Source organism: Promicromonospora xylanilytica (assembly GCF_054782895.1).
Genome location: NZ_BAAGRP010000003.1, coordinates 111,014 through 131,758, shown reverse-complemented (window position 1 = coordinate 131,758; position 20,745 = coordinate 111,014). Strand labels below are relative to the sequence as shown.

At 71.6% G+C, this 20,745-nt stretch carries 22 protein-coding genes; 4 read left to right on the top strand and 18 right to left on the bottom strand.

What is annotated here, in order from left to right; genetic code table 11:
• Positions 1–128 precede the first annotated feature (128 nt).
• Positions 129–1,238, bottom strand: coding sequence for a 3-deoxy-7-phosphoheptulonate synthase (locus tag ACYVK7_RS04240; RefSeq protein WP_460886436.1), 1,110 nt, complete (start codon positions 1,236–1,238; stop codon positions 129–131).
• Between the two features lie 398 nt (positions 1,239–1,636).
• On the opposite strand from ACYVK7_RS04240, the gene ACYVK7_RS04235 reads away from it, so the two are divergent.
• Positions 1,637–2,668 (top strand): type IV toxin-antitoxin system AbiEi family antitoxin domain-containing protein, encoded by a 1,032-nt coding sequence (locus tag ACYVK7_RS04235; RefSeq protein WP_460886435.1) that lies wholly within the window; start codon positions 1,637–1,639, stop codon positions 2,666–2,668.
• Between the two features lie 91 nt (positions 2,669–2,759).
• Here the strand turns inward: ACYVK7_RS04235 and ACYVK7_RS04230 are convergent, their stop codons facing one another.
• From ACYVK7_RS04230 to ACYVK7_RS04175, 12 genes are all read right to left on the bottom strand, one after another.
• On the bottom strand, positions 2,760–3,491 hold the full coding sequence (locus ACYVK7_RS04230) for a glutamine amidotransferase (protein WP_460886434.1): 732 nt from the start codon (positions 3,489–3,491) through the stop codon (positions 2,760–2,762).
• A gap of 19 nt (positions 3,492–3,510) precedes the next feature.
• Positions 3,511–4,443 (bottom strand): bile acid:sodium symporter family protein, encoded by a 933-nt coding sequence (locus ACYVK7_RS04225; protein WP_460886433.1) that lies wholly within the window; start codon positions 4,441–4,443, stop codon positions 3,511–3,513.
• 89 nt (positions 4,444–4,532) lie between these two features.
• A complete protein-coding gene (locus ACYVK7_RS04220) occupies positions 4,533–5,342 on the bottom strand; it encodes an ABC transporter permease (protein ID WP_460886432.1) in 810 nt (269 codons plus the stop codon).
• Positions 5,339–6,316 (bottom strand): ABC transporter ATP-binding protein, encoded by a 978-nt coding sequence (locus ACYVK7_RS04215; RefSeq protein ID WP_460886431.1) that lies wholly within the window; start codon positions 6,314–6,316, stop codon positions 5,339–5,341. Before ACYVK7_RS04215 ends, ACYVK7_RS04220 begins: the two co-directional genes overlap by 4 nt.
• Before the next feature lie 23 nt (positions 6,317–6,339).
• Positions 6,340–7,146 carry a hypothetical protein gene (locus tag ACYVK7_RS04210; protein ID WP_460886430.1) on the bottom strand — a complete coding sequence of 269 codons (807 nt, stop codon included), beginning with the start codon at positions 7,144–7,146 and terminating at the stop codon, positions 6,340–6,342.
• Positions 7,147–7,157: 11 nt separating this feature from the next.
• Positions 7,158–7,949, bottom strand: a complete 792-nt coding sequence (locus ACYVK7_RS04205) for a hypothetical protein (RefSeq protein ID WP_460886429.1) — start codon at positions 7,947–7,949, stop codon at positions 7,158–7,160.
• Positions 7,946–8,896 carry an ATP-binding cassette domain-containing protein gene (locus tag ACYVK7_RS04200; protein ID WP_460886428.1) on the bottom strand — a complete coding sequence of 317 codons (951 nt, stop codon included), beginning with the start codon at positions 8,894–8,896 and terminating at the stop codon, positions 7,946–7,948. Before ACYVK7_RS04200 ends, ACYVK7_RS04205 begins: the two co-directional genes overlap by 4 nt.
• Entirely contained in the window at positions 8,893–9,285 is a 393-nt protein-coding gene (locus ACYVK7_RS04195) for a GntR family transcriptional regulator (protein ID WP_460886427.1), read from the bottom strand. Before ACYVK7_RS04195 ends, ACYVK7_RS04200 begins: the two co-directional genes overlap by 4 nt.
• 147 nt (positions 9,286–9,432) lie before the next feature.
• Positions 9,433–10,542 (bottom strand): aspartate-semialdehyde dehydrogenase, encoded by a 1,110-nt coding sequence (locus ACYVK7_RS04190; RefSeq protein ID WP_460886426.1) that lies wholly within the window; start codon positions 10,540–10,542, stop codon positions 9,433–9,435.
• A gap of 1 nt (position 10,543) precedes the next feature.
• Positions 10,544–11,830 (bottom strand): aspartate kinase, encoded by a 1,287-nt coding sequence (locus tag ACYVK7_RS04185; RefSeq protein WP_460886425.1) that lies wholly within the window; start codon positions 11,828–11,830, stop codon positions 10,544–10,546.
• A gap of 117 nt (positions 11,831–11,947) precedes the next feature.
• Positions 11,948–12,718, bottom strand: coding sequence for a sulfite exporter TauE/SafE family protein (locus ACYVK7_RS04180; protein WP_460886424.1), 771 nt, complete (start codon positions 12,716–12,718; stop codon positions 11,948–11,950).
• Between the two features lie 13 nt (positions 12,719–12,731).
• Positions 12,732–13,475, bottom strand: a complete 744-nt coding sequence (locus ACYVK7_RS04175; protein WP_460886423.1) for a YqjF family protein — start codon at positions 13,473–13,475, stop codon at positions 12,732–12,734.
• Between the two features lie 59 nt (positions 13,476–13,534).
• Here ACYVK7_RS04175 and recR point away from each other — a divergent pair, with 59 nt between their 5' ends.
• Together recR and ACYVK7_RS04165 are read left to right on the top strand one after the other, a co-directional pair.
• On the top strand, positions 13,535–14,140 hold the full coding sequence (gene recR / locus ACYVK7_RS04170; RefSeq protein WP_460886422.1) for a recombination mediator RecR: 606 nt from the start codon (positions 13,535–13,537) through the stop codon (positions 14,138–14,140).
• A gap of 11 nt (positions 14,141–14,151) precedes the next feature.
• A complete protein-coding gene (locus tag ACYVK7_RS04165) occupies positions 14,152–14,721 on the top strand; it encodes a DUF5063 domain-containing protein (protein WP_460886421.1) in 570 nt (189 codons plus the stop codon).
• A gap of 19 nt (positions 14,722–14,740) precedes the next feature.
• Here ACYVK7_RS04165 and ACYVK7_RS04160 read toward each other — a convergent pair whose 3' ends face one another.
• From ACYVK7_RS04160 to ACYVK7_RS04150, 3 genes are all read right to left on the bottom strand, one after another.
• Complete coding sequence (locus ACYVK7_RS04160) at positions 14,741–16,189, bottom strand: serine hydrolase domain-containing protein (protein WP_460886420.1); 1,449 nt, start codon at positions 16,187–16,189, stop codon at positions 14,741–14,743.
• A 178-nt stretch (positions 16,190–16,367) separates the two neighbouring features.
• Positions 16,368–16,760 (bottom strand): VOC family protein, encoded by a 393-nt coding sequence (locus ACYVK7_RS04155; RefSeq protein WP_460886419.1) that lies wholly within the window; start codon positions 16,758–16,760, stop codon positions 16,368–16,370.
• Positions 16,757–17,257, bottom strand: coding sequence for a MarR family winged helix-turn-helix transcriptional regulator (locus tag ACYVK7_RS04150; RefSeq protein WP_460886418.1), 501 nt, complete (start codon positions 17,255–17,257; stop codon positions 16,757–16,759). Before ACYVK7_RS04150 ends, ACYVK7_RS04155 begins: the two co-directional genes overlap by 4 nt.
• A gap of 77 nt (positions 17,258–17,334) precedes the next feature.
• Here ACYVK7_RS04150 and ACYVK7_RS04145 point away from each other — a divergent pair, with 77 nt between their 5' ends.
• On the top strand, positions 17,335–17,511 hold the full coding sequence (locus tag ACYVK7_RS04145; protein ID WP_460886417.1) for a hypothetical protein: 177 nt from the start codon (positions 17,335–17,337) through the stop codon (positions 17,509–17,511).
• A gap of 6 nt (positions 17,512–17,517) precedes the next feature.
• On the opposite strand, the gene ACYVK7_RS04140 is transcribed toward ACYVK7_RS04145, so the two are convergent.
• Positions 17,518–17,934: an NUDIX hydrolase gene (locus tag ACYVK7_RS04140; protein WP_460886416.1), complete on the bottom strand. Its 417-nt coding sequence runs from the start codon at positions 17,932–17,934 to the stop codon at positions 17,518–17,520.
• The gene (locus ACYVK7_RS04135) at positions 17,931–20,669 is read right to left on the bottom strand and encodes a DNA polymerase III subunit gamma and tau (protein ID WP_460886415.1); all 2,739 of its coding nucleotides are present in this window, start codon (positions 20,667–20,669) and stop codon (positions 17,931–17,933) included. Before ACYVK7_RS04135 ends, ACYVK7_RS04140 begins: the two co-directional genes overlap by 4 nt.
• Between the last annotated feature and the right edge of the window lie 76 nt (positions 20,670–20,745).

The window sequence follows — 20,745 nt, the reverse complement described above, 5'->3', positions numbered from 1 at the left end:
TATCCTCCCCAGGCGGCTCAGCACGAGGAGGCCGGCGGGTGATTTATGGCCCTCCGCGGCCGGCGCGCCGGAAAGCACCGGGTCCGCTCCTGTCAGGCAGGAGCGGACCCGGTCGAGCAGGACGGGAGTCAGCCCCGGCGCTCTCGCACGGCCTTGGCCAGCTCACGGAGCAGGTCCTCCGTGGTGTCCCAGTCCATGCACTTGTCGGTGACCGACTGGCCGTAGGTGAGCTCGGACAGCGGGGCGGGCTTCTGCGCGCCGGCCACGAGGAAGCTCTCCATCATGAGGCCCGTGATGCCGCGCTCACCGTCGGCGATGCGGTTGGCGATCTCGTGCACCACCCCGGCCTGCCGCACGTGGTCCTTGCCCGAGTTTCCGTGGCTCGCGTCCACGATCACGCCGTTCTCGACGGAGCCGCCCAGGCCGGAGCCCCGTGCGACGCTCAGCGCGGCGGCGACGTCCTCAGCGCTGTAGTTGGGGCCCGAGCGGCCGCCGCGCAGGATCACGTGGCAGTCCGGGTTGCCGGTGGTCTCGACAGCGGCGGCACGCCCCTCGCCGTCGGCCCCGAAGAAGGTGTGCTCGCTCGCGGCGGTGACGCAGCCGTCCACGGCGATCTGCACGTCTCCGTCGGTCGCGTTCTTGAACCCGACAGGCATCGACAGACCAGAGGCGAGCTGCCGGTGCACCTGCGACTCCACGTTGCGGGCACCGATGGCGCCCCACGTCACGGCGTCGGCGATGTACTGAGGGCTGGTCGGCTCGAGGAACTCGGCCCCGGCGGGCACGCCGGCGTCGAGCACACCGAGGAGGACCTCGCGGGCGAGGCTGAGGCCGTGGCGCACGTCGTGCGACCCGTCCAGGTGCGGGTCGTTGATGAGGCCCTTCCACCCGACCGTGGTGCGCGGCTTCTCGAAGTACACCCGCATGACGACGACGAGGTCGTCGGACAGCTCGCGCCGGAGCGTGGCGAGCCGAGCGGCGTAGTCGAGCGCGGCCGCCGGGTCGTGCACCGAGCACGGTCCGACGATCGTCAGCAGCCGGTCGTCGTCGCCGGTCAGGACGTCGCGCACCTCGCGGCGGGACGTCGTGACCAGGTCGCTGCGGGCCGTGCCCAGCGGCATCGAGGCCAGCAGGCCGTTCGGGGCGGGCAACGGGTCGAGGGCGCGGATGCGCAGGTCGGAGGTGCGGGTACCGAGGTCAGACGCCTCGGTGCTGGGTTCCGCAGGGGTGATGCTCATCGGGATCGGGGCTCCTGGTAGGCGGGTCTGGTTCGAGGAACCGGACGGCCCGCCACCGACTCCTGGTCCGGAGCGGCCCGTCTGGCAAAGACGAAGGGCCTGGACGCGATCGGCGTCCCAGGCCCTGGCTCCGGGTGGAAAGTTGGTCAGGCGAGCGCCCGCCGAGCTCCACCAGGAGCCGACGTAAAGCGCCAATACCAACGGATGTCCACGGCTAAAAAGGTAGCCGTACCCTCGCGGACTGTCCACCGGGTACCAGGATGCGGTCGGTCACAGCCCGACGGCACCGGGCTGCGGCAGGCCGGCCGCGCTCGTGCAGCCGGGGTGACGGCATCGTCCCACTCTAGGTCTGTGCATAACCCTCAGGCCCGGACGACGCGCTGTGCTGCGATGAGGACATGTCCCGGAAGCCCCTGGTCCCTCCCCGCCTGCTCGCCGCGGCGCGCCTCCAGGGCGGCCTCGTGTCGACCCGGCAGTGCGATGCGCACGGCATGACCGACCGCCGTCGCGCGACCCTGGTCAGGACGGGCACCTGGGACCGTCTCGTCACGGGCGTGTACGACACCCACGAGGCGCAGTCCGGCCTGCACGACTTCGATCTCGAGCGGTGGAAGGCGGTATGGCTCGCCCTGTGCGCATACCCGACGGCCGCGGCGCTCGGCGGCTGCGCGCTCATGATGCACGGCGTCGCCGGGCTGCCACGGAAGATCACTCCGGAGGTGGCAGTGCCCCGAGGCAGCGGACGGCGGCCACGGGGCGGCATCGTGGTTCGCCAGACCGACATGCGTGGCAAGACCGTACGCATCAGAGGCAGGCACGTCGCGAAGCCTGTGGTCGCGCTCGCTCAGGCACTCGTCACGTTGGACCGCAGCTCGTGGATCAGATGCGCCGACAACATGCTCAACCGAAGGCTGATCACGCCGGCCGAGCTCGACGTGGTGCGCGAGCTCGGCCGCCGGCAGCCGGGGTACCCCGCACGGCGACCCTGGTTCGATCCCGTCGACGGGCGATCGGAGTCGCCGCTGGAGTCCGACGCCCGCCGGCAGTGTCACGACGCGGGGATCCCGCCGGACGACCTGCAACGCGAGTTCGTCGACAAGCAGGGCCGGGTCTGGGCGCGCGCCGACATGGCCTGGTATCTGGGCGAGGGACGGTGGCTCCTGGTGGAGATCGACGGCAACGAGTACCACTCCTCGGACGACCAGCTGGTGCGGGACGCCACCCGCCAGAACGCACTCGTCCAGGGCGGGCGGCACATCATGCTCCGCTTCCGGTCGGCGCACCTCCACGAGCCCGGGTACGTCCCCGGCGAGATCAGTGCCGTGCTGCACCGGGAGGGCTGGCTGCCCGGTCGGCAGCTGCCGAACCCGGCACGCCATCTTCCACACGGCACGCCATGCTCCACCGATCCGGGCGCGATCCGCGGATGATGGCGTGGAACGCAGAAGATCGCGTGGCCGACGCCGCCGATCAGCCGCCGATCAGCCGCCGATCAGCCCCCGGCATCGGCGCCCAGCACGGCTAACGCGCGTACCGCTCCACGAACGCCCGCAGGATGCGCATCGGCTCGGCGACGGTCACGGCGGCGACCCGCTCGCGCACCAGCTCCGCCTCGTCGCTCGGAAAGTACCCGTAGTCCCGGTAGACGACTATCCGCTGCTGCATGCCCACGACGTCCAGCTCCGGGTGGAACTGCGTGGCGTACAGGTTCTGCTTGATCCGGAACATCTGCACCGGGCAGCCTGCGGACGACGCGAGCAGCACCGCATGGTCAGGCAGCTTGCGCACCGCCTCCTTGTGGCCCACGTACGCGGGGAACGTCTGCAGCACCCCCGCGAGGAGGGGGTCCGACTCCGCGTCGGGCGTGAGCTCCACGACGACCGGCCCCGGCGGCTCGCCGTAGGTCCCGTCGATCACCGCGCCCTGATGGGCACCCAGCGTGCCGACGCCGTAGCAGGCGCCCAGGAACGGGAAGTCGCGTGCCACGATCTCGTCGAGCAGGGTCGCGAGCTCCGCCTCGACGCGACGCTGCACCGGGCCCTTCTTCTCCGCGGGGTCCGAGGAGTTGAACGGCCCCCCGCCGACGAGCACACCCGAGTAGTCGTCGAGGTTCACCGCCGGCAGGGGTTCGCGCTCGAGGCGCACCCGCCGCAGCTGCTCCGGCGCGAGGCCGCCGTACTGGCAGAACGCCGCGTACTCACCGTCCGCGGCGATGTCCTCACCGCGCGTCGCCAGCAGCAGGAACGGCTTCATGACATGAGAGTAGGGGAGATCAGCGCGTCCCGGAACGGCGAGCCCACCACGTCGCCAGACCCGCCCCGGACAGGTTGTGCCAGACCGAGAAGAGCGCGGCGGGCAGCGCGGCCGCGGGTGTGAAGTGGGTGGCCGCGAGGCTGGCGGCCAGGCCGGAGTTCTGCATGCCCACCTCGATGCTCACCGCCCGGCGAGCCGCCCGGTCCAGCCTCGCCGCCTTGGCCGCCCCGTACCCGAGCAGTAGCCCGAGCAGGTTGTGCGTGATGACGGCCAGCGCCAGGAGCAGCCCGGTGGCGAGCACGGTCTGCGCGTTGGCGGCGACCACCCCGATCACGACCAGCACGATGCCGCCGACGGAGACCAGGGGTAGGTAGGGCAGCAGCCGCTCGACGAACTTGCCGGCGACGGCCCGCACCACGAGGCCTGCAAGCACCGGGACGAGCACCACCTGGACGATCGAGCCGAACAGGTCCATGAAGCCGACGTCGAGCTGCTCGTCGGCGAGCCACAGGATGAGCAGCGGGGTCAGGAACGGCGCGAGCAGCGTGGAGATCGCGGTCATCGTGACGGACAGGGCGGTGTCGCCCTTGCCGAGGTACACGATCACGTTGGAGGCGGTACCGCCGGGAGCGGACCCGACGAGGATCATGCCGAGCAGTGCCATCCCGGTGAGCCCGTACAGCCCGCCGATGGCCCAGGCGAGCAGCGGCATGATCACGAACTGCGCGGTGATGCCGATCAGCACCGCCCAGGGCCGCTTGGCGACGAGGGCGAAGTCGCTCCCCCGCAGGGTCAGGCCCATGCCGAACATGATGATCCCGAGGAAGAGCGGGATGTGCCCGGCGAGGGGCGAGAGCTGGGCCGGAGCGAGCAGGCCCGCCACCCCGCCCAGCAGGACGAGTACGGCGAACCAGCGCCCGGCGAGCTCGGCGATCTTGCGCAACGTCCCCATGTTTTCCTCTCCCGGGTGTCAGGTTCGACGACAGCCGGGTCACGATAGACCCGGCCGGGCCGAGGCCCGCGCCGGGTCCCGTCAGGTGGTCACTCCCAGCGGAAGAGCTTGACCCCGAGCGGGAAGAGCACCAGCGTCCACGCGGCCAGCACGAGCACCTGGGCGAGCGGGAAGCCGTCGGTGCCGAACCAGCCCGCGGTCAGGCCCTGGGCGGACGCGCCGAGCGGCAGGTACAGGCCGATCTCCCGCATCCAGTCGGGCATGAGGTCGAGCGGGACCCACACCCCGGAGAACATCAGGGACGGGAAGTAGACGAGCATGCCGAGGCCGGACGCCGTCTGACCTTTCTCGGCTCGTGCGGCGACGAGCATCCCCAGGGAGAACATCGCGGTCGTCGACAGCACGAGGACGATCAGGACCGTCAGCGGGTCGGCGGCGAAGGGGACGCCCAGCACGGCCATCCCGCCGGCCACCGCCGCACCGGCCGACACGGCCAGGGCGAGCACGTTGATCACCATGTGCACGCCGACCAGGTTCCGCGGCGGCATGGGGGTGGTCGAGAGGCGCTTCAGGATCCCCTTCTCGCGGAAGGTGGCGAACTGCACGGGCATGGTCGTCAGGGAGATGGTCCCCACGGCGAGGGCGATGATCGTGGGCAGGTAGCTGGTGACGCCCGGCGCCTCGTTCCAGGGCGGCGGCGCGTCGACCATGGGTTCCGAGAAGGCGGGGATGGCGAGCCCGAGACCGAGCAGCAGCAGGCTCGGGAAGATCAGCGCGAAGAACACGGCGGTCGGTTCCCGCAGCCACACCCTGAGCTCGGTGACGAACAGCGTCCCGAAGGCGCTCCGGCGCATCCCGCCCCGGCCCGCCCGTGCGGGCGTCGTCTCGACGGCGGTCATGCCGCCACCTCCTCGTTCTCTCGGTACTCGCGACCGGTGACCTGCACGAAGACGTCCTCGAGGGTGCGTTCGAGCGTGCGGACGTCGTCGGGGACGACGTCCGCCGCCGCGAGCGCCTGGACGACGGCGAACAGCACCTTGCGGGTGCCCGTCACCTCGATCTCGTCGCCGAGGAGGACGGCGGCGGTGACGTCGTCGTCGCGTTCGGCGAGGGCCGTGAGCAGGTGCATGGCGTTCGAGCGGGCGTCGGCGTCGGCGAACCGGAGCCGGACGCCCCGGTCGCCGGCGAGTCCTTCGATGAGGGCGGACGGTGTGCCTTCCGCGACCACCCGGCCGCCGTCGATCACGACGAGCCGGTCGCAGAGCCGTTCTGCCTCTTCCATGAAGTGGGTGACCAGCAGGACGGTGACCCCGGAGTCCCTGACCCGTTCCACGAGGTCCCAGGTGGCGCGGCGCGCCGCAGGGTCGAGCCCGGTGGTCAGTTCGTCGAGGATGGCCACCTGCGGCTTGCCGACCAGCGCGAGCGCGATCGACAACCGCTGCTTCTGGCCGCCGGACAGCTTGCCGAACTGCTGGTCGCGGTGCGCGGTCAGGTCGAGCAGGTCCAGGAGCTCGGCGGGGTCGGCGCGGCGGGGGTAGAACGAGCCGAAGACGTCGAGCGCCTCACCGACGGTGATCCGGTCGTGCAGCGCGGCCTCCTGGAGCTGGACACCGATGTGCTCGCGGACGGGTTCCGGATTCGCCTGGGGGTCGTGCCCCAGGACCCGCACCGACCCGCCGTCGGCGTGCCGGAGCCCGGCGACGCACTCGACGGTGGTGGTCTTGCCTGCTCCGTTGGGGCCGAGGATGCCGAAGATCTCTCCTCGGGCGACCTGGAACGACACGTCGGTGACGGCGGTCTTGGGGGCTGCGCCGCGACGGGCGCCGGGATAGGTCTTGCGGAGGTGGCTTACCTCGACGACCGGGGACGTCATGTGAGCTCCTTCGAGAACGCTGGTCAGCTGGCGCGTACGGGCACGGTGCGCAGCACGGCGTAGAGCAGGACTGCTGCCAGGGCGACGGCGAGCACTCCCCCGCCGAGGCCGAGCAGCAGGGGTGCGAGACCGTCGGAAGCGGGCACTTCCGCGTGCTCGAGGTCGGGCCGCAGCTCGACGTTGGCGATCGCTCCGACGACGCCGGTGCGCGTCGCGAGGTCGACGAGCACCGCGGGCGCCGCGAGCGGGACGATCAGGAACCCGCCCCGGGCTCCGAGATGGGTGAAGCCGGCCGCGATGGCCGCACCGACCAGGATGTAGGTGGTGACCACGAGCGACTCGGCCACCGCGGTGCCGAGCACCGCACCGGGCGAGTCGAACGGGAGCGCTCCGAGCCGGCGCCAGGACAGCCCGAGCGCCGTGCTCAGCAGGCGCTCGCCCAGCAGGGCGAGCGTGGTCACGACGCCGAAGCCTGCGCCGACGACGACGGCGCCGCGGATCACGCCCTCGACCATGGACCGGCGGCTACCTCCCGCGGCCACATGGATCCCGAGGACGGCGACCGATGCGCTGATGCCGAGCCAGATCATCGGCCAGCGGGACGAGCCCAGCGTGGCGTCGAGGGCACTGATCTCCAGGTCGTTGCCCGCCATGGCGTTCCCGACGCTGATGCCCACGGCGTACAGCGCGTAGACCCCCCAGAACCAGATCCCGACGAGGGCACCGTTCCGGCGGAGTCTCCGGTCCACGGCGGCGACGCCGCGCAGGTGGCCGGCTCGGACGTGGTCGGTGCGGCTCATCACGGCCTCCTCGATGGCGGGTGGTGTCATCGTCATCTCCGTCAGACCGCCGGTCGCAGCGGGATGGAGCGCAGCGGGGCGCTGAACAGCCAGGCAGCCAGCGCGACCGTGGCCGCCCCGCCGGCCAGGCCGAGCAGCACGCCCGGGCCGCCGTCGGGCAGGGACCGGGGCCCGACGACGAGGGCGGTCACGCCGGTGTGCGTCGCCAGGTCGACCAGCGCCGCCGGGACGAGCGCCACGAGGACGTAGGCGGTCCCCCACGCCATGCCGAGGCGGTAGTAGCCGGCCGCGATCGCGGCGCCCACCAGGTAGTAGGTGGCGACGACCAGGGCCTCGGTCACCAGTGTCAGCACGATGCCCGCCCAGCCGTCCACCGGCAGCCCGTAGGTACGCGACCAGGTCTGGCCGAGCGCCTCGAACAGCGCGCGTTCGCCGAGCAGGTAGACCGCGGTCACCGGGCCGAGCAGCGCGCCACCGGCGAGGGCACCGCGGACGGTCCCCGTAGCGAGCGTCCGACGGGTACCGCCCGCCGCGAGGTGGAGCCGTAGGTACGCGGCGGGGACGATCATGCCAAGCACCATCATGAACCAGCGGGAGGGACCACCCATCTGGGCGTCGAGGATGCCGGTGTCAAGACCTGAGCCGAACCGCACGGTGCCGATGATGATCGCTGCGGCCACGGTCAGGAAGATCGCCCAGTACAGCCCGCCGACCGTGCGCACGATGCGGATCGTGACCCAGGCCGCCCGGCGGGCGGCACGCCGCTCGGCCGTACGGACCAGCGCGTCCCTGCTCGTGCTCGCGGTGGCCGGGCGGGCCGTCGTGGTACTCACGACGCCACGCTCCGCGGGTCGGTGAGCCGGACGAAGAGGTCCTGGACCGGCACGGCCCCGACCTCGACGCCTGTCGTCCTGGCCGCGGCCAGCTCGTCGTCGGCGAGCGCACCCTCGAGCGTGACCTGGACCGTCGCGCCGAGCTGCTGACGGTGCAGCACCCGGCGTCCGGCGACGAGCCGCTCGACGGCATCCTTGCTGCCCGTGAGGCTGAAGCCACGCGCCCGCATCTGGTCGGCGGGCTCCGCCAGGAGCACGCGTCCCGCGTCGATGACGAGCACGTCCTCGAACAGCCGCTCGACCTCCTCGACCAGGTGGCTCGAGAGCAGGATGGTGCGCGGGTGCGCCGCGTAGTCGGCCAGGAGCTCGTCGTAGAACGCGTACCGCGTGGGCGCGTCCATGCCGAGGTACACCTCGTCGAAGATCGTCAGCGGTGCGCGCGCCGCCAGGCCGATGGTGGCCCCGATCGCCGAGCGCTTGCCGCGCGACAGCGCCGACGGCTTCTTGCGGACGTCGACCTCGAACAGGTCCAGCAGGCGCTCCGCCGTCTCGGCGCTCCACTCCGGCCGCATGTCGGCGTAGTAGGTGAGAGAGGCCGAGACCTTCTCGTCGGTCATCAGGTCGCCGCTCTCCCGCACGAGCTGGGTGCCGGAGGTGATCCACGAGTTCTCCCACGGGTCCTCCTGCGCACCCTCCGGCCCCACGAGGACGGTCCCGCTCGTCGGCCGCGCGAACGCCGCCAGCAGCGAGAGCATCGTCGTCTTGCCCGCGCCGTTGCGCCCGAGGACGCCGGTGATGGTGCCGGGCCGGATCTCGACCGAGGCTCCGTCGAGCGCCGTTCCGGCCTCGTCCTTGACCAGGGTGCCGTTCGCCAGCATCCTGCGGCTCGCGCCGAACCGGACGACGACGTCGTCCAGCCGCGCGCCGAAAGGTGCGGTCGACGTCATGACTCCTCCTTGGTGGGTGTGTCGCTGGTTCGCCTGCCGGCCGTGCCGAGCACGTAGGCGACGATCTCGTCCGTGGGGATACCGAGGACGTCGGCCTGCTGCAGGACCGGCGCGAGGACGTCCTCGAAGTAGCGCTTGCGGTGGTCCTCGAGCAGGCGCTCTCGTGCGCCTGCTGCGACGAACATGCCCACACCACGCTTCTTGTAGAGGATCCCTTCCTCGACAAGACCGGAGAACGCCTTGGCCGCCGTCGCCGGGTTGATCCGGAAGGTGGTCGCGAACTGGGTGGTGGACATGACCTGCTCCTCCTCGCCGAGCTCGCCCGCCAGCACCTGTGCGCGGATCCACGTCGCGATCTGCACATAGATGGGCTCGGGTCCGTCGAACATGTCTCGTCCTGACGTTCAGTGGTTCGTTACTTGACCAATGAACCATAGGACCGGGCCGGAGCGCAAGTCCCGGGTACGACGAAAGGGGTGGGGCAACGTGCGTGCGCACGCTGCCCCACCCCTTCGAGGCGGTTCCCGACGACCGGCCTACGTGTCGGCGGGCTCCTCCGCGGCGTCGAGCGTCTGCAGCTCCGCCAGGTCGGCCGCGATCAGCTCGGCGATCTGGATGGTGTTGAGGGCAGCACCCTTGCGCAGGTTGTCGTTGCTGACGAACAGGACCAGGCCCTTGCCGTCCGGCACCGACTGGTCCGTGCGGATGCGCCCCACCAGGGACGGGTCGACGCCGGCCGCCGCGAGCGGTGTCGGCACGTCGGCCAGCTGCACCCCCGGCGCGTCGACAAGCAGCTTGCGGGCCTCGTCCGGGGAGATCGCCCGCTCGAACTCCGCGTGGATCGACAGCGAGTGACCGGTGAACACCGGCACGCGCACGCAGGTGCCGGCCACGGCCAGGTCGGGCAGGCCAAGAATCTTGCGGGACTCGTTGCGGAGCTTCTGCTCCTCGTCGGTCTCGCCCGAGCCGTCGTCGACCAGGTTGCCGGCCAGCGGGAGCACGTTGAACGCGATGGGCGCCACGTATGCCTTGGGGTCCGGCAGCTCGACGGACCGGCCGTCGTGCACCAGCTCCTCGAGCTCCTGCCCCGCGCCGGACCGCACCTGGCCCGCCAGCTCGTCCACCCCGGCCAGCCCGGAACCGGACACCGCCTGGTAGGTCGCCACGCGCAGCCGCTCCAGCCCTGCCGCCCTCGCGAGCGGCGAGAGCACCGGCATCGCGGCCATGGTGGTGCAGTTCGGGTTGGCGACGATGCCCTTGACCGCCCCTTCGACGGCCTCGGGGTTCACCTCGGAGACCACGAGCGGCACCTCGGGGTCGAGCCGCCAGGCCGACGAGTTGTCGACGACGATCGCGCCCGCCTCGGCGAACCGCGGCGCGTGCTCACGCGACGTGCCACCACCCGCGGAGAAGAGCGCGATGTCGATGTCCGCGAGGTCGTCGGTCGCGGTCGCGGCGAGGTCCTCCACCGGGACGTCCACGCCGGCGAACGGCAGCGTGCTGCCGGCCGAGCGCGCGGACGCGAAGAACCGCACCGACGCGACGGGGAACTCCCGCTCCTCCAGCAGGCGGCGCATCACGGCGCCCACCTGGCCGGTAGCGCCGACGACGGCGACGTGCACACCCTGCTCAGAGATCTCGGCCATGTCAGAGCCCCGTTCCCGCGTAGACGACGGCCTCGCCGTCGGTACCGTCGAGCCCGAACGCGGTGTGCACGGCGCGCACGGCGTCGTCCAGCGAGTCCGCGCGGGTCACGACGGAGATCCGGATCTCCGAGGTGGAGATCATCTCGATGTTGATCCCGGCGTCCCGCAGCGCGGCGAAGAGCTGCGCCGAGACGCCCGGGTGCGACTTCATCCCTGCACCGACCAGCGAGAGCTTGCCGATCTGGTCGTCGAACTGCAGCGAGTGGAAACCGAGCTCCGCCTGGACGGCCGTCAGGGCCGCCATCACGGCCGGGCCGTCGGAGCCGGGCAGCGTGAAGGAGATGTCGGTGAGGCCGGTGGACGCCGCCGACACGTTCTGGACGATCATGTCGATGTTCGCGCCCGTCCGCGCCACGACCTCGAAGATGCGGGAGGCCGAGCCCGGCACGTCCGGGACGTCGACGACGGTGATCTTGGACTCGGAACGGTCGTGCGCCACACCGGAGATGATCGCGGCTTCCATGGTGCTCTCCTTCAACTTCTGGGGCTTCATGTCCTCTGCGCTCACGCGCGTGCCGTCGTGCGCGCTGAACGAGCTGCGCACGTGCATCGGCACGTTGTACCGGCGCGCGTACTCCACGCTGCGCAGCGCGAGCACCTTGGCGCCGCTGGCCGCGAGCTCGAGCATCTCCTCGTAGGAGGCCCACTCGATCTTCCGGGCGTTGGGCACGATGCGCGGGTCGGCGGTGAACACGCCGTCCACGTCCGTGTAGATCTCGCACACGTCGGCACCCAGGCCTGCCGCGAGCGCCACGGCCGTGGTGTCGGAGCCGCCGCGCCCGAGGGTCGTGACGTCGTTCGTGGACTTGGTCACCCCTTGGAACCCGGCGACGATCGCCACCTGCCCCTTGTTCAGGGTCTCGCGGATGCGGTGCGGTACGACGTCGACGATCCGCGCCCTGCCGTGCACCGCGTCGGTGATGAGGCCGGCCTGCTGGCCCGTGTAGGACTTGGCCTTCACGCCGAGGTTGTTGATCGCCATCGCCAGGAGCGACATGGAGATGCGCTCACCCGCGGTGAGGAGGATGTCGAGCTCCCGCTTGGGCGGGAGCGGGGTGATCTGCTGGGCGAGGTCGAGGAGCTCGTCGGTGGTGTCGCCCATGGCGCTGACCACCACGACTACCTCGTTGCCCGCTCTCTTTGCTTCGGCGATCCGCTTCGCGACGCGCTTCACGCTGCGCGCGTCCCCGACCGAGGATCCGCCGTACTTCTGCACGACAAGTGCCATGCGCCTGCCTTCCGTTGCCGGCCTCCGTCTGTCTCAACGGTCCGCCGGGTGGTTGCGTTTGCGGGTCGATGGTACGGGCTTGGCAATCCCGGAGGTAGTCCGTCCCACGTCGTGGGCTCAGGCGAAGACGTCCCAGGCCAGGCGGGCGATCAGTGCGCCGACCACGATGACGAACACGACACGGACGAACTTCGAGCCCTTCGCGACCGCCATCCGGGCGCCGAGGTAGGCGCCCACGAGGTTGGCCACACCGAGCCCGAGGCCGAGGGTCCAGATGACGGCGCCGCTCGGCACGAAGAAGATCAGGGCGCCCGCGTTGGTCGCGAAGTTGACGATCTTCGCGATCGCGGACGCCGGGAGGAACGAGTACCCGAGGGCGCTGACCAGGCTGATGACGAGGAACGTTCCGGTACCGGGGCCGAGCAGCCCGTCGTACGCGCCGATGAGCAGGCCGATCAGGGCGGCGATCCGCTTGTGCCCGTTGCCCACCCAGCGCAGGTTGTCGTGCTGGCCGACGTTCGGCTTGAGCAGCGTCCAGGCCAGCACACCGACGAGCACCACGAGGATGATCGGCGTGAAGAGGTGCTCCGGGATGTGGGACGCACCGATCGCACCGCCGAACGCTCCCGCCAGGGCGGCGAGGGCCATCGGGCCAGCGGTGCGCAGGTCGGGCTGGACCCGCCGGTAGTAGGTGATCGCGCTGGTGGAGGTGCCCATGATGCTGCCGAGCTTGTTGGTCGCCAGGGCCTGCACAGGGCTGATCCCCGGGACGAGCAGCAGGGCGGGCAGCTGGATCAGGCCTCCGCCGCCCACCACGGCGTCGACCCACCCGGCGGCGAACCCGGCGAGCAGGAGGAGGACGATGGTGAGCAGATCGAGTTCGGGCACGGACGTATTGTGCCTAGATCGCCGTACCGCGGCGGACGGTGACCGCTGAGCCGTCGGCGATGAACGCCGAGACCGGTTCGGCGGCGAGGCTCTCGACGAACGGCCGGCCGTACACGTGGCCGACGTCACACTCGAGCACAGGGTCACCGGCCTGCCACACGTTCCAGCTCGGGTGCTCCACGCGGTACTCGACCGAGCCGCCGGCGCGCTGGGCGGCGTAGCCCCAGTAGTGCTCGGTGACGAACTCCTCCTCGGAGCCCTCGACCAGGGGCCGTGGGCGGCCCTGGGCGGTGGCTCCGACGCGGTGCCACTCCCCGCCGTCGCGCCACGCGTACTCGACCAGGCCGCCGGACGTGACCTCGTCGTCGCGCAGGTCGATCCGGTGCCGCATCGGTCGCGCCACGTACTTCTCGCCGTAGACCGCCCTGGCGACGGTGGCCAGCGCCCAGCGGGGCACGATCTCCTTGACGAAGACGACGCCACGCCGCCAGCCGTCGTCCGCCCGGCGGCGCACGTAGAACCGCAGGTTGATCTCGTCGAAGTCGCGGTGGAACGGCACCGGGACGCCGAGCAGGCGGGTGTCGAGGAACTGGAACCCGACGACGCTCACGAGGTGCCTCCCGGACCAGGTGTCGAGCTCGACGCCACGCGGGACGAGCGGCCGCAGCACGTCAGGGTCGATCTCGTAGCTGAGCATCACCAGGCGGCGCCACTGCGCCGAGAGGAACCTGCCGGTCAGCGCCTCGGATCCCGTCACGCGGGGAACGTATCAGCCCACGGCACGCGTGTCGGTGGTGACCCGTAGGCTGACCTCTTGTGTACGAAGGCGCGGTCCAAGACCTGATCGACGAGCTCGGCCGGCTTCCCGGCGTCGGGCCCAAGAGCGCGCAACGCATCGCGTTCCACCTGCTCGCGACCGACAACCAGGAGGTCAAGCGGCTGGTCGACGCACTCACCGAGGTGAAGCTGCGCGTCCAGTTCTGCGAGCTCTGCGGCAACGTCGCCGAGGCGGAGCGCTGCCGCGTCTGCCTCGACCCCCGGCGCAGCGACGACGTGATCTGCGTCGTGGAGGAGCCGAAGGACGTGGTCGCGATCGAGCGCACCCGAGAGTTCCGGGGCCGCTACCACGTGCTCGGCGGCGCCATCAACCCCATCGAGAACGTCGGTCCGGACGACCTGCGCATCAGCGAGCTCCTGGCCCGGCTCGCGGACGGGAAGGTGCAGGAGGTCATCCTCGCCACCGACCCCAACGTCGAGGGAGAGGCCACGGCGACCTATCTTTCCCGACTGATGGCTCACATGGGAATCACTGTCTCGCGGCTGGCCTCGGGTCTCCCCGTGGGTGGAGACTTGGAGTACGCGGACGAGGTGACGCTCGGTCGCGCTTTCGAAGGCCGCCGTGTCATCGGTAACGACAAGTAGGTGGGATCACGATGAGTGAGATAACCCCCGGGTCGGACCTCAGCGAGGTCGCAGACCAGGTGTCCGCACAGGCACGGACGTTCCTGTCGACAGTGACCCAGGTGGCGTCAGGAGGGATGCCGGGGGCGGAGCTCTCGCTGCTCGTGCTCGCGTCGTCCGACCTGCTGGCCGCTGGTGCGCGGCTGGCCGCGATCGTGGACGTGGTGCCCAAGGAACGCTACGAGCCGGACGCGGGCCCGGACACCGACCTCGACCCGCTGCGCGAGGCCCTGTCCAAGATGTTCGACGGGTTCGACGACTACACCGAGGTCGTGGATCCGGTGCTGGGCGACGAGGTGGGCCAGGCGTCCCTGTCCGGTGACCTCGCGTGCGTGGCGGAGGCGCTGGCCAAGGGCCTGCAGCACTTCGACAGCGGGCACGAGCTCGAGGCCCTGTGGTGGTGGCAGTTCTCCTACTTCTCGCTGTGGGGCGAGCGTGCCGCGTCAGCGCTGCGCGTGCTGCAGGGGCTGCTCGCACACGTGCGCCTCGACGTGGAGGACGACGTCGCCGCCGAGGCGGAGTACGACGCCCTCCACTCCTGAGGGGTAGCCGGCGCCGGGATCAGATCCGGCGTGCCGCGCCCCGCACGTCCAGCACGCCGCGCTCGCCGAACGCGACGTTCCGCTCGATCGTCACGCCCACCTCCTCGCCGGAGAACCGCAGCTCCAGCCGCCATTCGAACGGGGTGCCGAGCAGCAGCATGCGGCCGCGCAGGGTCGACTCGTCGGTCCAGGCCGCGGCAGTGGCGACGTCGGTCGGCGCACCAAGGAGCGAACACGTACCCGGGCTCCACTCCCCGTGCCCGAACCGCACGAAGTGGTCCAGCCCGCCGATCGTGAAGGCCACCTCGGTGCGGCCGTACGCGTCCCGGCCCAGCGTGAGGGCATTGACGTCGTGCGGGTTCGGCTCGAGCTCGTAGGTGACGCCCCGCACCGACTCCTCGACCGGGGTCGACGCCGCCCCGTCGGGGGTGCTCAGCTCAGGCTCGAACAGGTCGACGGTGCCCTCCGCGAAGCGCTCCGGCTGCTCCACACCCGGCTGACCGGCCCAGACGTCGTCGGGCAGGAGGGAGTCCCACACGACGTCGAGCACCGACTGCAGGTCCGACAGGCCTGAGGTCATGGCGATGACCACGTCCTTCTCCGGCCACACCACGATGTACTGCCCGAAGGCACCGTCGGCCCGGTACGCGCCGTGCCGGCACTGCCAGAACTGGTAACCGTACCCCTGGTTCCACTCGGGCCAGTCGTGGGGACCGTTCGGCACCTGCTTCGACGTCGCCGCCACCACCCACTCCGCCGGGACGAGCTGCTCGCCGCCCCAGGCACCGCCCTGCAGGTAGAGCTGCCCGAACGCCGCCATCTCCTCCGTCGTGATCGACAGCCCGTACCCGCCCGTGTCGATACCGTCGGGGTCCTGCTCCCACGCGGCGTGCGTGATGCCGAGCGGCCGCAGCAGGCGCGGGGTCAGGTAGTCGAGCAGCCGCTCGCCGGTGAGCCGGTGCAGGATCGCCGACAGCAGGTAGGTGGCGCCCGTGTTGTACACGAAGTGAGTACCCGGCTCGTGCTCGACGGGCTGCGCCAGGATCGCGCGGGCCCAGCGGCTGCCGGGCAGGGAGATGGTGCGGTCGATGCCCTCCATGGTCGAGGCGCTGTGACCGGTCGTCATCGTCAGGAGGTCGCGAACCCGCATCGCCCGCAGCAGCTCGCTCGGCTCGGCGGGGGCGTCGTCGGGCAGGAGGTCGATGACCTTGTCGTCCACGGTCAGGAGGCCTTCGTGGACCGCTGTCCCGACCGCCGTCGCCGTGAAGCTCTTGCTCACCGAGAACATCGTGTGCGGGCGCTCCGCGGTGTGCGGGCGCCACCAGCTCTCGGCGATCACGCGACCGTGGCGCACCAGCAGCATGCTGTGCACGTCCTCGAGGCGGTCGAGGCCGTCGACGAGGCGGCGCACCGCTGCGGGCCGCACCCCCTCGGCCAGCGGGGTGGAGCGGGGCAGGATCCGAGACATGCGACGGCACGTCCTTTCGCTCGGCGACGTGACATTGTTCCGCACCCCGCCCTGCGGCGCGGCGGGGGCCCGCGATGCGGTCACTGCCCCTGACGACTCCCGCTGACTGAGCTGCCTGCATCTCCACCACGGCCTGCCTCACCTGCGGCGACGCCGGTGCCGTCGACGGCGGAGCCGCTCAGGCCGCGACGACCTCGACCTCGTAGCCGTCCTCGTTCTCCAGGTACGCGGCGTAGTGGTCGGGGCCTCCCGCATGTGGATGCCGGTCGGGGAAGAGCAGCACCCACCCGTGGGCCGGAGCCTCGGCGACGAGGCGGTCCACGTCCAGCCGCGCCCCGCCGTGGAACGCCAGGTGGTTGAGTCCGGGCGCGAGGCGGTCGTGGGCTTCTGCGGCGAGCGCCGGACTCTGCTCCACGACCACGTAGGTGCCGTCGCAGATCCAGCTCACGCCCGCGTTCCAGCGCTGGTGATCGGAGTAGCCCAGGGCGGTGAGGAGCCACCCCCACGAGCGCTCCGCCCGTTCGAGCGACGGGACCCACAGCTCGACGTGGTGCAGCCGGCCGCGGTTCATGCGGACGCTGCCGCGATGACCTGGGTGAGGCTGCGGTGCAGCAGCTTGAGCTCGTCGAGGGGAAGGCCCAGACGCGCCACGATGGCCGGCGGCACGCGCAGCGCCTCCTCGCGGAGCGCACGGCCCGATTCGGTGAGCTCGACCGCGAGCGCCCGCTCGTCGTGCGGGTCTCGGCCTCGCGTCACGTAGCCGATCGCCTCGAGCCGCTTGAGCAGGGGCGACAGCGTGCCGGGGTCGAGCTGCAGCAGCCCGCTGAGCTGCTTGACCGAGAGCGGCGACCCCTCCCAGAGGGCGAGCATGACCAGGTACTGCGGGTGGGTGATGCCCATCGGCTCGAGGAGCGGCCGGTACAGCGCGATGACGCTGCGGGAGGCGACGGCGAGAGCGAAGCACACCTGACGGTCGAGGGCCAGGAGGTCCTCGGATGCCGCCACGTCGTCGGCGGGGGCCTCCTTGCCGGACGGCGCTGCGGCGTCGGGCCGTGATGTGACGGTCATGTGGCTCCTCTCCGATGTTGACCAGAGTAACAGTTTGCAGGCAAACTATTTGTACACCAAGTAACCGGAGGAACGGCATGCCGAACAATGACGGCTTGACCCTGGGGTACCGCGTCCGATGGCGGCTGAACTGGCTGCTTCTGCACGTGGTCGGGCCTGCCCAGCAGCCCGACGACACCGATCCCCGGCGCCGGATGGAGCGGGAACGCGCCGCACGTGTGGCCCGCTACCGGGCCGAGCAGGCGAAGCACTAAACGCCGTCAGTGCCCCGCTGCGGTCAGCAGGTCCCGCGACAGCGGTGCGAGGGGACAGCTCGCGATCGGGTCGGCAGGATCGATCCACACGAGCTCCTCGAGCTCTGCCCGCACGGCGACCTCGGTGCCCGGCCGCAGGCGTACCCGGTAGGCGTGGGCGTCGACGACGTGGTCGGGCTCGTTCGCGGCAGGAGCCCCGAACCGGCCGAGGCTCTCGACGTCGGCCGGCTCGAGCCGCACCCCGACCTCCTCCTCGAACTCCCGCAGCAGTGCCGCCAGCGGCTCTTCACCGGGCTCGATCTTGCCGCCCACCTGCATGAAGGCGTGCGTTCCCCGTTTGCGGACGAGCAGGTGCCGCCCGTCCGCCCGTTCGACGACCGCCGCGACGATGCGGAGCGTCGTGATCGCGCCGTCCGCGCTCACGCCTGGTCCACGATCTCTTCGATCACCGTTCCACCCAGCACCTGCACCACGAGCGGCACGCCGACCATGCCCGCCGACGCGATGTCCGGGTCGTCGGCGGACGGCTCGTCGTAGTAGTCGGACTCGTCACCCGGCCCTGGCGTCGTGGGTGCGCTCACCGGCGCCGCGGCCCCTCCTCGCGGTTCCGCAGGACCGTTCGCCGCACGCGCCCGGCGTTCGTTCGCCTGCCGCAGCGCCTCCCGTGCGCTACCGGCCCCCGACATGGGCGGCCTCGCGTGGTCCGGAACCGGATCCTCGTAGACCGGCTCGGGCTCGGGCATGTCGTAGTCGGCAGGAGGCTCGGCTGTGGCGGCTCCGGAGAGCCACGCCTCGTCGGCAGCGCTCGCCGCGGACGGCGGACGGGCACCCGACGGCCGCACTGGTTCCGGGCGGCCCGACTCCGGGCCGGTCGGCTCTGGCCGGGAGGGCTCAGGACGTTCGGCGACCGCGACGCTCCCGTGCGCCGGCGCCGGCGCCATCGCCGACGGGGCGGCGGTAGGCCTGCCGGTCGGCACGGCCACCGCTGCCGCGCCCGTGCCGGGCGTCTGGTCGACGGAAGCGGACGGCACCGCCGCCGACGCACCCCCGCCCGGCGGAGGCACGTCGGGCCAGTCGGATGCCGGGGAGGCCGCCGGCGCCGGTGTCTCGCGCCGGGGCTCGCCCGACGCAGGGGCCACACCGCCGCCCGAGGGTCCTGCACCTGAGACACCGCCACCAGGAGCACCGCCACCGGAGGCGCCACCACCCGAGGCACCGCCGCCGGAGGGCCCGCCGCCACCGGCAGGCCCCTCGTCAAGGGTCGCCTCGACCCGGACGCGAATACCGAGCGTCTGATAGACCGCCTCTTCGACGGCGCTGGTGTGCCGCGCGTTCGAGAACGTGCGGGCCAGGCCGGGAGCGGCGAAGCCCAGCTTCAGCGTGTTGCCCTCGAGCGCTGCGACCTGCGCGTTCGGCCCCACCAGCGACCATGTGACCCGGGCGGCCGCGAGCGCACCGAGCACCTCCGGCCAGCGCCGCCGGACCGTCTCCGTCGTGACTCCGGGTTCGGTGCCCTGGGACGCGGCCGTGGGCGCCTGTTCCGTGACGGGCTCCGACTCCGACGCGGCGGATTCCCGGCCTGGGGTCGCCGAGACTGGGCCGGGGGCGGCTGACGCCGGGCCCGGAGCAGGAGGTGCCGACTCGGGGACGGCAGGCGCGGAACCAGAGGCGGCCGGGGCCTGTTCCGGAGCAGCCGGGGTCGGCTCGACGGGAGCAGCCGGGGTCGGCTCGGCGGGAGGGCGAGCCGCTTCCGGCGCCGCCGGAGCGGGTGCCGCCGGAGCGGGTGCCGCCGGAGCGGGTGCCGCCGATGCGGGTTCCCGGGCGGCCGGCGCCTGGCCCTGCTCCCCTCGCTTCTTGCGCGCGTCGAGCACGGCGCGCGCGGCAGCGGCCCCGGCGAGTCCGCCCGTCGCCGGTTCCCCGGCCTGGGTGCGGTCAGGCATCGCGTCCCCACCCGTGCCGGACGACGCCGCCGGCGGCCCGGAGGCCACCACACCGCCCCGTTCGAGCCGGTCGATGCGTGCGGCGAGACCCGCTGCGCCGTCGTCGGCCCCTGGCAGGAGCAGCCGGGCGCAGAGCAGCTCGAGATGCAGGCGCGGGGACGTGGCCCCGGTCATCTCGGTGAGCGCCGCGTTCACGAGATCGGCGGCGCGGGAGAGCTCCGCCACACCGAGGCGACCGGCCTGGGCGCGCATGCGGTCGAGCTGGTCACTCGGGATGCCGCGCAGGACGGCACTGGCGGCGTCCCCCGAGACGCCGATGACGATGAGGTCGCGCAGGCGTTCCAGAACGTCCTCGACGAACCGGCGGGGCTCGTGCCCCGTCGCGATGATCTGGTCCACGACCCGGAAGATCGATCCACCGTCACGCGCGGCGAGTGCGTCCACGACGTCGTCCAGCAGCGTCGCGTGCGTGAAGCCGAGCAGGCCCACGGCGAGGTCGTAGTCGACGACGCCTCCCGTGGCTCCGGCGATGAGCTGGTCCATCACGGACAGGGAGTCGCGCACCGAGCCGCCACCCGCCCGGGTGACCAGCGGGAGCACTCCGCCGCCCACCTCGATCCCCTCGGAACCGCAGAGCAGCTCGAGGTACGGGGACAGCACGTCCGGCGGCACCAGCCGGAACGGGTAGTGGTGCGTCCGCGACCGGATGGTCCCGATCACCTTGTCCGGCTCCGTGGTCGCGAAGATGAACTTGATGTGCGGCGGAGGCTCCTCGACGATCTTGAGCAGCGCGTTGAAGCCCTGCGGCGTCACCATGTGCGCCTCGTCGAGGATGAAGATCTTGTACCGGTCCCGCGCGGGCGCAAAGGTGGCGCGCTCGCGCAGGTCACGCGCGTCGTCCACGCCGTTGTGCGACGCCGCGTCGATCTCCACCACATCGAGCGAGCCGGAGCCGCCGCGCGCCAGCTCGACGCACGAGGGGCACTCACCGCACGGGGTGTCGATCGGCGACTCGGGCGTGTTCCTCGCGCAGTTCAGCGTGCGCGCGAGGATCCGGGCCGACGTCGTCTTTCCACAGCCACGCGGGCCGCTGAAGAGATAGGCGTGGTTCACCCTCCCGCTGCGCAGAGCCTGCATGAGGGGGCCCGTGACGTGGTCCTGGCCGATCACCTCGGCGAACGTCTCGGGCCTGTAGCGGCGGTATAGGGCGGTGCTCACCCCCGCAACGATAGACGGCCTCACCGACACTCGGAGGACGGCCGTCCACAGGTCTGGATTCGGCGGGCGGATCGAA